This is a genomic window from Streptomyces sp. BK79 (assembly GCF_044142145.1).
Taxonomy (GTDB): domain Bacteria; phylum Actinomycetota; class Actinomycetes; order Streptomycetales; family Streptomycetaceae; genus Streptomyces.
Map to the genome: position 1 here is coordinate 152970 of NZ_JBHVOC010000003.1, position 13319 is coordinate 166288.

Consider the following 13319-nt stretch of genomic DNA (forward strand, 5'->3'; position numbering starts at 1 on the left):
GGAGCCAGGGCCTTTCGTCGTCCGCTGAGGGCACTGGGCGCCGGGTCCCGTTCTCCGGGGAGGCGGGGAGGGGACCCGGCGGGTGCGGGGTTCAGACGGGTGCCGGGGTCAGGAGCCGACGGTCTGCCTGGCCTCGGACCAGCGCTTGTTCAGGTCGTCGAAGTAGCCCTCGAGTGTTCCGTCCGTGACACCGCGGGCCATGTCGATGAGCTTCTTGCGGTAGTCCGGCTTGTTGAGTCCGATCTCGGAGGCGTTGTCGATGGCGTCGACCTCGGCCGTCCGTGCCGCGGAACGCTCAATCATCTTGACATCGTTGTCAACGTAGTCCTTGAGGGTCTCCGGCATCCCCTCGGACTTCAGGGCGGAGACGGCGCCTTCCTTGGCCGCGTAGCCGGACTTCTCGGTGAACCAGTCGATCCACGCCCGGGCGGCTTCCTTGTGGTCGGAGTGGATGTTGACGGCCTGCTGGTAGTCGGAGACCAGGGTGGAGCAGAACGTGCCGTCCTTCTGGGCCGGGAGGGGCATGAAGCCGATGTCGTCGGGGTTCTGGCCGGCCTTCTCGGCCGCGTCCCGCATCTGGTTGATGGCCCAGGAGCCGAGCACCATGCTGCCCACCTTGCCCTTGGCCAGGAGGGTCTTGGAGCTCTCCCAGTTGGTGGTGGCCGGGTCCTTCTCCGACAGCTTCTGATGGACGATGTCGTAGAGCAGGGTGTCAAGGGTGTTGAGGTCGTTGCCCTTGGCCCAAGGCTTGTCCATGTCGGCGAGCTTGTCGTGGCCCTGGGTGTCGCAGCTGATGGAGCCGACGCTGTTGGTCCAGGGGCTCTCCAGCGGCCAGCCGTCCTTGAAGTTGGTGTAGTACGGGGTCGCCCCCGTCTTGTCCTTGACGGCCTTGAGGTCGGCGAGGAACTGGTCGGTGGTGGTGGGCCAGTCGGTGATCCCGGCCTTCTTCCACAACGCCTTGTTGTAGGCCAGGCCGTTGGCGGTTCCGAAGGTGGCGATGCCGTAGGTCTTGCCGCCGACGTCGGTCTTGTCGGTGAAGCGGTAGGTGGGCTTCATCGAGGAGGTCTCGCCGAGCGGCGCGAAAAACTTGGGATAGTCGCCCTTGGCGACCGCCGACGGGATGAGCAGGACGTCGCCGTAGTCCTCCGTGTTCATGCGGATCTTCACCTCGCCCTCGTAGTCGGTGAGGCCCTCGAACTCGACCTTCACGTCGGGGTAGGTTCTGTTGAACTCGGCGGCGTACTTCTTCATCGTCCCGTCCTCTACAAGGTCGGTGCGATTGGTGAGCACGGTGATGTCCCCCGAGACGCCGTCCGGGTTCACCGGCGCGGCGGCGGTCTCGCCGGCGTCCGCGCTTCCCCCTCCGCTGCACCCCGCGACGGTCATCATCGCGGTGGCAAGCAGTGCGACGCTCAGCGTCCTCTTCCCCATGTGCCCAGCTCCTTTCCAAGGATTACGGCTCGGGCTCCGGTGGTGGTTGACGGCGACTATGTCAGGCACTCGTGAACCGGTAAAGCTGCCCAAACCTTCGCGATACTCAATCGTTACCTGAGGTGAGAGGCCGAGTCGGGCTATTGATGCGCCAACTGTGCTTCGGCGTGGACTCCTGGCAAGGAAGGAGGGCTAGACCGGTTTACTTCTGTGGGGTTAGGTTGAGCCGCGTTCATACGACACCGGGCCCGTCCCGCCGAAGGAGCCGTACATGAAGGAAGTCCTCCCGCTCACCGAGGGCTGGAGCCTGAGCTACAGCGACAACCTGCTGCCCGCCCAGGTCCCCGGCTGCGTCCACACCGATCTGCTCGCGGCCGGGCTGATCCCGGACCCCTTCCTCGGCGTCAACGAACCCGCTGTTGCCTGGGTCGGACAGCGGGCCTGGACCTACGCCCGCGACCTGCCGGCCTCCGACACCACCGGGGAGGAGCACGAGCGGACCGACCTGGTCTTCGACGGACTCGACACCGCCGCGACCATCACCCTGGACGGACGGGAGCTGGGCCGCACCAGGAACATGCACCGGCGCTACCGCTTCGATGTCACCGGTCGCCACGGGCGCCTGGAGGTGGACTTCGCCTCCGCCTACGACGAGGCGGCCTCGGTGCGGGCGCTGACGGGGGAGCGCCCCAACGTCTACCCGGAGCCGTTCCAGTACATCCGCAAGATGGCCTGCAGCTTCGGCTGGGACTGGGGTCCCACCCTGGTGACTGCAGGGATATGGCGCCCGGTCCGGCTGGAACGCTGGTCAACGGCCCGGCTGGCCGACGTACGCCCTCTGGTGACGGTCCACGACGGCACGGGCCGCGTCGAGGTACGCATCGAGATCGAGCGGACCGCGCAGGGGACGGCCCGCCCGCTCACCGTACGTGCCGCCGTCGGGGACGGCCTGGCCGAGGCGCGCGGCGTGGTGGAGGGGAGGCACGCCGTACTGACGATGGAGGTGCCCGACGCTGCCCTTTGGTGGCCTCGCGGATACGGTGACCAGCCCCTGTACGACCTGAAACTCGAGCTCACCGAGGAAGCTGCAGGTCCGGGCGCCGAAGAGCGGCCCCTCGACTCCTGGCACCGGCGGATCGGCTTCCGGACCGTGGAACTGGACCGTTCCGCGGACGAGCACGGCACCGGTTTCACCCTCGTCGTCAACGGCGTACGGATCTTCGCCCGAGGGGTCAACTGGATCCCCGACGACGTCTTCCCCTCCCGCGTCACACCCGAGCGTTACCGCACGCGGCTGCGTCAGACGGCCGACGCGGGCGTGGACCTGGTGCGGATCTGGGGCGGCGGCATCTACGAGGACGACGCCTTCTACGACGCCTGCGACGAGATGGGCCTCATGGTCTGGCAGGACTTCCTCTTCGCCTGCGCCGCCTACCCCGAGGAGCAGCCGCTGCGCGCAGAGGTCGAGGCCGAGGCCCGCGACAACGTTGTCCGACTGATGCCCCACCCCTCGCTCGTGCTGTGGAACGGCAACAACGAGAACCTCTGGGGCTTCCGCGACTGGGACTGGGAGCCCGAACTGCGCGGCGACTCCTGGGGCGGCGGCTACTACCTGGACCTGCTCCCGCGGATCGTCGCGGAACTCGACCCCACCCGCCCCTACACCGCGGGCAGCCCCTGGTCCGGCTCCTGGGACCACCACCCCAACGACCCGGCCCACGGCACCCACCACTCGTGGGAGGTCTGGAACCGCCGCGACTACGCCGAATACCGCGACTCGGTGCCCCGCTTCGTCTCCGAGTTCGGCTGGCAGGCGCCGCCCGCGATGGCGACCCTGCGGCGCGCGCTGCCGGGCGAACGGCTCGCGCCCGACTCGCCCGGCATGCTGCACCACCAGAAGGCCGAGGACGGCAACGGCAAGCTGAACCGGGGCGTGGAGCGCCACTTCGTGCTGCCCGAGGACGACTTCGACCGCTGGCACTACCTCACCCAGGTCGTGCAGGCCCGCGCGATCGCCACCGGGATCGAGCACTGGCGCTCGCACTGGCCCGTGTGCGCCGGGACCATCGTCTGGCAGATCAACGACTGCTGGCCGGTCAGCTCCTGGGCGGCCATCGACGGCGACGGCCGCCTCAAGCCGCTCTACCACGAGCTGCGCCGGGTCTACGCGGACCGCCTCCTCACGCTCCAGCCGGGCGACGGCGACGACGGCCTCCCCGTGCTCGCCATCGTCAACCAGTCCGCCGAGCCCTGGCAGGCACACATCAGACTGCGACGCCTGCGGGCGGACGGTACCGAGGTGGCCGAGCACGTGATCGACGTGACCGTCGCCGCCCGCGCGGTGCACCGCCGGACCGTGCCGCAGGACCTGGCCCCCGCCCAGGGATCCGCCAAGGAGTTCCTCGTCGCGGACAGCGAGGATCTGCGCAGCGTGCACCTGCCCGTGACGGACCGCGAGTTCACCTATCCGGTCCCGCACTACGACGTGGCCGTGGAGTCCCCGATGGGTGCCGGGACGGGTAATGTCGAGGTCGTGGTAACCGCACACACCCTCGTACGCGACCTCCTCCTGCAGGCCGACCGGCTCGGGCCGGACGCGGTCTGCGACACCGGACTGCGCACCCTCCTCCCCGGCGAACAACTCCGCCTGCGGGTCACGGGTGCGACCGACACCGGGGCCAATGCCGTCCGGGCGGCACTGTTCTGCGTGGAACCGGCGTGAGCGCACCGTCCGTCCGCGTCACGATCAAGGACGTCGCCGCGGCGGCCGGCGTCTCCAAGGGAGCCGTGTCCCTGGCGTTCAACGACAAGCCGGGGGTCTCCGACGCCACCCGGGAGCGGATCTTCGCGGCGGCCCGGCAACTGGGCTGGGCCCCGAACTCGTCGGCCCGCAGTCTGTCGCGGCAGTCCGTCGACACCGTGGGGCTGGCGATCTGCCGGCCCGCCCGGCTGCTCGGCCTGGAGCCGTTCTACATGGAGTTCGTCTCCGGCATCGAGAGCGTGCTGGCCGAGCGCGACTGCTCGTTGCTGCTGCGCCTGGTCGGCTCGCTGGAGGAGGAGATCGGGCTGCAGGAACGCTGGTGGCGGGAGCGGCAGATAGGGGGCTCGATCCTCGTCGACTTCCACCAGGAGGATCCGCGGATCGCCCCGCTGCGGCGCATCGGTCTCCCGGCCGTGGCGGTCGGCCACCCCACCCTCACCGGCGGGTTTCCGTCGGTGTGGACCGACGACGACGCGGCCGTCGCCGAGGCGGTGCGTTACCTGGCGGTGCTGGGGCACCGGCGCATCGCGCACGTGGGCGGTCCCCGAGGGCTCGGTCACAGCGCCATCCGGACGAGCGCGTTCGAACGGACCATGAGCGCACTCGGCCTCGAGGGCGGTCCGCACGTCGAGACGGCCTTCTCGGGCGAGGACGGTGCGCGGGCCACCCGCTCCCTGCTGCTGTCCGCCGAGCGGCCCACGGCGATCCTCTACGACAACGACATCATGGCGGTCGCCGGACTCGGTGTCGCCGCCGAGATGGGCGTCTCCGTGCCGGACGACCTGTCACTGCTGGCTTGGGACGACTCCCAGTTGTGCCGGCTCACCCATCCGACGCTCTCGGCGATGAGTCACGACGTGCACGGCTTCGGTGCGCAGGTCGCACGGGTGCTCTTCGAGGTGCTGGCGGGCCACGACGCGACCTCCGGGCCCGTCGCGACGCCCTCGCTGGTACCGCGGGCGTCGACCGCGCCGCCCCCGTCGTAGAGCGGCGGGCAGTGACGGTCCAGGGGCGCGGCGTCCTGCCGCGCCCCTTCGCGTGTCACCGAGAGCTTCGCTGTGGAAATGCCACCCGGAGCGCGGCAATTCCAGCGGAATTTCACCCGGGGGTACTACAAATGAGAGCGAAGAGCTGCCCCGTGAGCCGCACGGCTCCAGCAGTGTCACGAAACCGGTTAAGCACTGGTTTCGTGAACGACGGGCGATGCCGCCCCGCCCCCTTCGACGAACTGTTGCCGGGCCGCCGCCGCACCGATGAGCCCGGCGTCCCGTGCCAGAGCGGCGGGACGCACCTCGAGATCACGCACGAAGTCGAGGACCGCGAACGCGCGCAGATGGCGGCGCAGGGGCGTGAACAGCGTCTCGCCCGCCTGTGCGACACCGCCTCCGATGACCGCGACCTCGATCTCCAGCAGCGCCGCGCTGCCCGCGATCGCGGCGGCCAGCGCCCGGGCCGAACGGTCGTAGGCAGCCAGGGCACGCTCGTCGCCCTCGCGCGCGGACGCGGCGACCGCGGCGGCCGAGGGCTGCGAACCCGGCCCCGGCGACCAGCCCGTCCGCACGGCGTAACGGGTGATGGCGGTGCCACTGGCGTACCCCTCGACACATCCCCGCGCCCCGCAGGCGCAGGGCGGTCCGTCGATGCCGACGGAGATGTGACCTATGTGCCCGGCGTTGCCCGAAGGGCCGGGATGCAGTCGGCCGCCCAGGACGTATCCGCCCCCGACGCCCGTCGAGACGACCATGCACAGGGCGTTGTCCACGCCCCGAGCAGCCCCCAGCCAGTGTTCGGCGGCGGCCATGGCCACGGCATCCCCGAGCAGGACCGGTTCGAGGCCGGTGAAGAGCAGCGGATGGGCGCGCACACTCTCGACGAGGGGGAAGTCCCGCCAGGCGGGAATGTTCACGGGGCTGACCGTGCCGGCCGCTGTGTCGACGGGGCCTGCGCTGGCGATGCCCACACCCCGCACGGTGCCCCAGGCGGGGGCGGCCGACAGGGTGTCGATCACGGCGTCGATCGTCCGTGCCATGCGTTGGGCGGACTCCCTCGCGGGCGTGGGGAGTTCGGCTCGGTGGACGACGGACCCCCCTTCGTCCACCAGCGCTCCCGCGATCTTTGTCCCTCCGATGTCCAGGGCGGCGTACACCGATGTGGTCCTTTCTCCAGTCGGTCACCGGAAACCTCGAAGCGTGATGTGAACGCGACGAGGAAACCGGTGATGCGACAACGTTGTCATTGCAGCGAAGCGAACGAATTCTGGGCGATCGCGCCGTGATCTTCCGGGAGCAGGCCCACGGCGGCCACGAACAGCGTTCCTTCGCCCTCGACCAGGACTTCCTCGTCCGAAGCGGGAAGGAAGCAGGAGGCGCCGGGGCCGAGGCGCAGCGGCTCGGTGTCCCCGGTCCTCGTGCTCAGTCGGGCCGATCCGTCCGCACAGAAGGCGATACGGGGGCCGGACGCGGGTACGAGGGGCCCGCTGGAGCCGTCGAGTTCGGTCCTGTAGAGAGCGAACTCCGCCACCGGGCAGTCGTACAGCCAGGTTGAACCCGGCCCCGGGACGCTTTTCGGCACGACCACCGGCACGCGCACCGTCGGGTCGGTGATCCGTAGCAGCTCCGGCACGTTCACCTCCTTGCTCGTCAGTCCCGCGCGCAGCACGTTGTCCGAGTTGGCGAGCAGCTCCAGGCCGACCCCGTGCACGTAGGCGTGCAGTCCGCCCGCCGGCATGAACAGGGCGGTACCCGGCTCCAGAACCCGGTGGTCCAGCAACAGGGAAGCCACCAGGCCGAGGTCTTCGGGGTGATGCCCTGACATGCGTTCCACCGCTGCGTACGCGGCCGCATGAGGGTGCGCGGACCGCGCCAGGCGCCGGCTCGACGCCACGACGGCGGACACCAGCGGCGCGCGATCGTCCGGTGCCCGTTCGAGCAGGGCGCGCAGGGCCTCGGAGAGGGCTTGCTCACCGGTGCCGGCTCGCAGCAGTCCGATCACCGGGCGAAGGCCGTCTATCCCGAGGTTCTCCAGGAGGTGTGCGGCCTCCTCGCGGTCGCGGAATCCGGCCAGGACCTCGAAGCGGCTGAGCGCGTAGAGCAGTTCAGGCTTGGGCCAGTCGTCCGCGTAGGGGCCGTGACCGCCGCGGGCCTGCTGGGCGGCGAACGCCGAGCGGGCCTGGTCCCGGTCCGGATGCACCTGGATGGACAGCGGCTGCTCGGCGGCCAGCACCTTCAGCAGGAACGGCAGCCTGCCTCCGAACGTCCGGGCGCAGGCGCCCCCCAGCTCCCCGTCCGGATCGCCGGCCACGGCGTCCAGGAGTGTCGTGGCCCGTCCGTCGCGGGTCAACCCCGCGGGGCCGGACGGATGCGCGCCCATCCACAACTCTGCCTCCGGCCCGGCCGACGGGGTGTCCCTCCCCTGCAGCCGGGCCAGCGCGTCGCGTGAACCCCATGCGTATGGCTTGATGATCGGTTGAAGTAGATCCACGGTCGTACGTTAACCGTGTCTGAACAGATTCCGTGAGCTGCCCGGGTCCCGTTATTGAACCGGTATAGTTAGTACGGTCCGCTTTCCGTCACGCTGACGAGCAGGATGTTCCATTCAGCGTGAAGGAGTCCGGAACGCCGTTCGTGCCGGCTTGCGAGGCGCCGCTGAACCCGAAGTTCACAGTCGCTCCGGGTGCGATGGACGTGTTGTAGCCCGAGGGGTGGGTCACGGTCACGCTGCGACCGTCCTGGACGCGGGTGGCGTTCCAGATCTGCGTGACGGACTGGCCGCCGGGGAAGGTGAACGACAGCTCCCACCGGTCGACCGCCGTGCTGCCGGTGTTGTGGATCGTGACGTCCGCGTTGAAGGTGGTTCCCCAGTCCGACAGCCGGTAGTCGACCCGGCATGGTGTGCCGACCGTGGGGGACGCGGTGGGTGTGCCGGTCGGGTCCGGTGTGGTGGTCGGCTCGGGGGTCGTCGTCGGCTCTCCGGTGGAGGGCGAGGAGGTCGGGGTGCCGGTCGGGGAGGTGTGACCGCTCTTGGCGGCCATGCGGGCGGAGTGGGCACGGAACACGTCGAGTTCCGGATCGCCCTGGGTGACGCCGAACTTCCCGTCGATCTCGCGGTCCTGGTACCACCAGAAGGCGCTGCCGTCACCGCCGGCCGCCTCGAAGTCGGCGTAGATCTCGCTCCACCAGGCCGCCCGGTCGACGTTGTGGACGTTGAACTCACCCATGAAGAAGGGCTTGCCGACCTTCTCGTGCGAGTCGGTGATCCAGGCCCGGACCAGTTCCTTCGTCTCGTCCAGGGTCAGGTCGGCCCAGTATTCGGTCGGGTAGGGATGCGCCGAGGTGAAGTCCAGGTAGGGCGACTGCTGGAGGTGGACGAAGGGGTTGCCCTCGTCGCCGCCGAAGCCGTACTGCGTGCCGTGTCCCTCGATGCCGGCGCCGAGCAGGTGGTTGGGGTCGATCTCCTTGACGAAGGCCCCCATCTCGTCGACCCAGGCTCGCAGTGTGGTCCCCTCGACGTTCTCCTCGTCGCTCTGGCCTTCGTAACGCGGCTCGTTCATCAGGTCCCAGGCGAAGATGGTCGGGTCGTCCTTGTACTTGACACCGCTGTAGTGGTTCGTCCGGTTGAGGGCGTGGCTCACGTAGTTCTTGTAGGACGTGAAGCACCCCGGGCAGCGGTCCTTGTCGAAGAACGCGGCACGGGCGGGTTGCCCACCGGACAGTCCCTCCCAGCCCAGGCGCGTGTCGATGCCGCCGTATGCCTCCCAGTAGTTCTCGAAGACCGGCATGAGGCGCAGCCCGTGCGTCCTGGCGGACTCGATGACGTAGTCGAAGAGCGCGAACTGCTGCTCGTCGTAGACGCCTTCGGACTTCTCGAAGCCGTGCCAGCTCTCGTGGCCGAACATCCACAGCCTGACGACGTCGACACCGTCGTCGCGCATGCGTGCCATGTGGGCGTCGATGCGTTCCTTGTCCATGTACTGCGTCTCGGTGTCGCCGGAGCCCGAGCCGAAGGTGAACAGGTCGTAGGCGTTGGCGCCGGCGACGTAGTACTCCTCGCCGTCGAGGCAGAAGCGGATCCCGCAGCGCGTGACGAAGGAGTCCTCGGCTGCGGCCGAGGCCGGGGGCGGGCGCATGAGCGACGGACACGCGCCCGCCAACGCGGCCACGAGCAGGAGCACCAGAGGCGTCACATACCGTCTGGATGAGGGGAGGGGGTGACCATGCATAGCGGCTCTCTCGTTCGGAGGTGACTTGCATGTACCGGTTAATCGGGGAGGAACGTAGGGGCGTCTACTTCGACTGTCAATCAATCGCGCAGAGTGCGTTCTTGCTGGTAACTGCCCACTCGTGACCGTCTCTTGGTGCTGGGCAGCGCGTTTAGCGGTTTAGTACGCGAGGGCTTCTCGACTTGCTGAGGCGAATCTTGAACCGTCTATTGACATGGATGGAACATCCGGTGCCTCATGGTGTGGCGCTGGGTGGTCCGCAGCCCCTCCCGCTGCCTCGTCGTCCCCGTCACACCGCTAGTCCGGCGCCTGCTCCGCAACCCCCGACGCCTGTGAGGGCCTGTGTCGGGCGGCCCCTCCCGCCGTCTGACATCGTTGTCATCCGCATGCGCCGGCACCGCGCGCCCAGCGCACCCGGTCAGGTGCCGTCACCCCGTCCCACTCACCCCCGAGGAGACACATGCGAAAGCCAGGAAGCACACTCATCACGACGGCGGGGATGGCGTTCGCCGCCGTCCTCGGCCTGCTGCTCTCACTCGCCGGGCCGTCAACCGGCAAGGCGGAGGCGGCGGACGGCGGTATCCACGTCAGCGACGGACGCGTCGTCGAGGGCAACGGCAACGCATTCGTCATGCGCGGCGTCAACCACGCCTACACCTGGTACCCCGAGCAGACCAGCTCCATCGCCGACATCGCGGCCAAGGGTGCCAACACCGTCCGCGTCGTGCTCGGCAGTGGCGGCCGCTGGACGAAGACGAACGCGTCCCAGGTCTCCACGCTCATCGAGCAGTGCAAGGCGAACAAGGTCATCTGCGTCTTGGAGGTGCACGACACCACCGGCTACGGCGAGGACGGTGCCGCGACCAGCCTGGACCAGGCGGCCGACTACTGGATCAGCGTGAAGAGCGCCCTTGAGGGCCAGGAGGACTACGTCGTCGTCAACATCGGCAACGAACCCTTCGGCAACACCAACTACACCGCGTGGACCGACGCCACCAAGGCGGCCATCACCAAGCTCCGCGGCGCCGGCATCGACCACGCCCTCATGGTCGACGCACCCAACTGGGGCCAGGACTGGTCCGGCACGATGCGGTCCAACGCGGCCTCGGTCTTCGCCTCCGACCCCGACCGCAACACCATCTTCTCCATCCACATGTACGGGGTCTACGACACCGCCGCCGAGGTGCAGGACTATCTCAACGCCTTCGTCGGCAACGGACTGCCCATCGTCGTCGGCGAGTTCGGCGACCAGCACAGCGACGGCAACCCCGACGAGGACGCCATCATGGCGACGGCCCAGTCCCTCGGTATCGGCTACATCGGCTGGTCCTGGAGCGGCAACGGCAGCGGGGTCGAGTACCTCGACATGGTCAACGGCTTCGACCCGAACTCGCTGACCAGCTGGGGCGACCGCTTCTTCAACGGCAGCAACGGCATCGCTGCCACGTCCAAGACGGCCACCGTCTACGGCGGTGGTGACGACGGTGGCGGTGACGACGGCAGCACGGGCGGCACCGCTCCCAACGGCTACCCGTACTGCGTGAACGGCAGCGCCTCCGACCCGGACGGCGACGGGTGGGGCTGGGAGAACAGCCGCTCGTGCGTGGTCCCGGGCGGGCTCGCGCCCAACGGGTACTCGTACTGCGCCAACGGCAGCGCCTCGGATCCCGACGGTGACGGGTGGGGCTGGGAGAACAGCCGGTCCTGTGTCGTCCGGGGCGGCGCGGCGGATCGCTGACCGGCGGATGCGGTAGTGCCCCGCCCAGGGGAAGTCCCAGGGGGCGGGGCATTCGGCCGTACGGCGACGCCAGGCGTTGGCCACGGACGTGAGATTCCGAATTCGGGCCGCCTGGGTGCCGCTTCGTCCAGCGCGACCAGGAGCCTCGGCATCCCTTGAGTGAACGCCTCGGAGGTGGGTGCCTTCGATGCTGCGATGAAGGGCGACCGCCTGTTCGCGCTGCTGCTGTCCGTGATGGGGCTCCGTTGGGCGGCGGTCTGCTGCCTGCGGTGGTCGGACATCGACCTGGACGCTGCCACGCTCAGCATCGCCAACACCCGGACCATGATAGGGCGCCGCACGGTGGTGGAGAAGGATACGAAGAGCATGGCGGGGGAGCGTATGTTGCCGCTCCCGAGCCTCGTACGGGAGGCGCTGAAGAGGTTCCGCGCCACGCAGGCAGTGGAACGCCTGGCGGTGGGTGAGGGGTGCGAGTGCGGTGGGTATGCGCTCGTGGATGAACTTGGGTGCGCGCTGAACGGTCGGCAGCTCCGAACGCGGGCCTACAAAATAATGGATGCAAACGGCCTTCGAGGGTCCGTCTGTACGATGCTCGGGCGTCTTGCCTCACCTACCTCGCCAACAACGGGGTGCCGGATCACCCGCTCGCCATGTGGGCCGGGCACACCAACGTGAAGACGACGAAGAAGTGGTACGTGAAGCCGGACGTGGCGGACCTGCTTCCGGCGGCGGAGGCGTGGCGAGGTCTCGCAGGGGGCGTGTGACAGATCGTGACAGATGAAGGTGTGAACCCGTGACCGAAGGCAAGACCGAGACGCTGCAATACCGCTTTGACGGGCCAGAACACCTACCAGTCCTGATCCTGGGGCCGTCCCTCGGTACCACCTGGCACATGTGGGACCGGCAGGTGCCCGAGCTGGCGCAGCAGTGGCGGGTCTTCCGGTTCGACCTGCCCGGGCACGGGGGCGCGCCCGCCCACCCGGCCGGGTCCGTCGCCGAGCTCACCACGCGGCTGCTGGCGACCCTCGACGGGCTCGGCGTGCAGCGCTTCGGCTACGCCGGCTGCGCGTTGGGTGGCGCCGTCGGCATCGAGCTGGCCCTGCGCCACCCCGAGCGGCTCGCCTCCCTCGCGCTGATCGCGGCCTCGCCGCGCTTCGGTACGGCGGACGAGTTCCGCCAGCGCGGCGTGATCGTGCGCACCAACGGGCTCGACCCGATCGCCCGCAGCGCGCCGGAGAGGTGGTTCACCGGAGGGTTCGCCGCCGCCCAGCCCGCGATCACCGAATGGGCCGTGCAGATGGTCCGGACCACCGACCCGGGCTGCTACATCGCCTCCTGCGAGGCGCTCGCCGCGTTCGACGTGCGCGGCCGGCTCGGGCAGGTCGGCGTCCCCACCCTGGTCCTGGTCGGCTCCGACGACCAGGTCACCGGTCCCGCCGAGGCCCGCACCCTGGTCGCCGGCATCCCGGACGCCCGCCTCGCCGTCGTCCCCGGCGCCTCCCACCTGGTGCCGGTCGAGCAGCCCGCGGCCGTCACCGACCTGCTGGTCCGGCACTTCAGCACCGCCTGGCAGATCGCCCACGACGCCGCCACGGGCCAGATCGCCGTCCCGGCGGCCCACGCCGCCCCTCCCGCCGCCCCCGTGGTCCCGGGACCGCCCTCCTCCGCCCCCGTCCAGCCGGCGATGGCCCCGCCCCCGCCGCAGGCCGGGCCCATCGCCGAGATCGCCCCGGCCGCCGCCGTACCGCCGCAGGCCACGGCGCAGGGGCGGCCCGACCCGTACGACGCGGGCCTCAAGGTGCGCCGCGAGGTGCTCGGCGACGCGCACGTCGACCAGGCGCTGGCACGGGCGGACGAGTTCTCGGGGGACTTCCAGGAACTGCTCACCCGGTACGCGTGGGGCGAGATCTGGGACCGGCCGGGCCTGGACCGGCGCACCCGCAGCTGCGTCACCCTCACCGCCCTCGTCGCCGGCGGGCACCTGGAGGACCTCCCGGCCCACCTGCGGGCCGCCCTGCGCAACGGCCTCACCCCGGACGAGATCAAGGAAGTACTGCTCCAGGCGGCCGTCTACTGCGGCGTGCCGGCCGCGGGGGGCGCCTTCCGGGTGGCGCAGCAGGTCATCCGGGAGGAGACCACCCCGCCGGAGTGAGTCCCGCCGGGCCGCCGTC

General features: G+C 69.7%; 9 protein-coding genes. 5 read left to right on the plus strand and 4 right to left on the minus strand.

Translation table 11 applies throughout. The features are described from left to right. Positions 1 to 108 precede the first annotated feature (108 nt). The gene (locus tag ACFIF2_RS04590) at positions 109 to 1431 is read right to left on the minus strand and encodes an ABC transporter substrate-binding protein (protein ID WP_395571169.1); all 1323 of its coding nucleotides are present in this window, start codon (positions 1429 to 1431) and stop codon (positions 109 to 111) included. A gap of 271 nt (positions 1432 to 1702) precedes the next feature. Between ACFIF2_RS04590 and ACFIF2_RS04595 the strand changes: the two genes are divergently transcribed. Continuing rightward, positions 1703 to 4153 (plus strand): glycoside hydrolase family 2 protein, encoded by a 2451-nt coding sequence (locus ACFIF2_RS04595; RefSeq protein ID WP_395571170.1) that lies wholly within the window; start codon positions 1703 to 1705, stop codon positions 4151 to 4153. Beyond that, positions 4150 to 5178, plus strand: coding sequence for a LacI family DNA-binding transcriptional regulator (locus tag ACFIF2_RS04600; RefSeq protein ID WP_395571171.1), 1029 nt, complete (start codon positions 4150 to 4152; stop codon positions 5176 to 5178). Before ACFIF2_RS04595 ends, ACFIF2_RS04600 begins: the two co-directional genes overlap by 4 nt. Before the next feature lie 188 nt (positions 5179 to 5366). Here ACFIF2_RS04600 and ACFIF2_RS04605 read toward each other — a convergent pair whose 3' ends face one another. The 3 genes from ACFIF2_RS04605 to ACFIF2_RS04615 form a co-directional block, all read right to left on the minus strand. Further along, positions 5367 to 6338: an ROK family protein gene (locus ACFIF2_RS04605; protein ID WP_395571172.1), complete on the minus strand. Its 972-nt coding sequence runs from the start codon at positions 6336 to 6338 to the stop codon at positions 5367 to 5369. Positions 6339 to 6424: 86 nt separating this feature from the next. Then, entirely contained in the window at positions 6425 to 7672 is a 1248-nt protein-coding gene (manA, locus tag ACFIF2_RS04610; protein ID WP_395571173.1) for a mannose-6-phosphate isomerase, class I, read from the minus strand. An 88-nt stretch (positions 7673 to 7760) separates the two neighbouring features. Continuing rightward, positions 7761 to 9374, minus strand: a complete 1614-nt coding sequence (locus ACFIF2_RS04615) for a cellulose binding domain-containing protein (RefSeq protein WP_395571174.1) — start codon at positions 9372 to 9374, stop codon at positions 7761 to 7763. A gap of 496 nt (positions 9375 to 9870) precedes the next feature. On the opposite strand from ACFIF2_RS04615, the gene ACFIF2_RS04620 reads away from it, so the two are divergent. From ACFIF2_RS04620 to ACFIF2_RS04630, 3 genes are all read left to right on the plus strand, one after another. Beyond that, complete coding sequence (locus ACFIF2_RS04620) at positions 9871 to 11148, plus strand: cellulase family glycosylhydrolase (RefSeq protein WP_395571175.1); 1278 nt, start codon at positions 9871 to 9873, stop codon at positions 11146 to 11148. 159 nt (positions 11149 to 11307) lie between these two features. Beyond that, entirely contained in the window at positions 11308 to 11823 is a 516-nt protein-coding gene (locus ACFIF2_RS04625) for a hypothetical protein (RefSeq protein ID WP_395571176.1), read from the plus strand. Positions 11824 to 11941: 118 nt separating this feature from the next. Next, positions 11942 to 13300: an alpha/beta fold hydrolase gene (locus tag ACFIF2_RS04630; protein WP_395571177.1), complete on the plus strand. Its 1359-nt coding sequence runs from the start codon at positions 11942 to 11944 to the stop codon at positions 13298 to 13300. Positions 13301 to 13319: the final 19 nt, after the last annotated feature.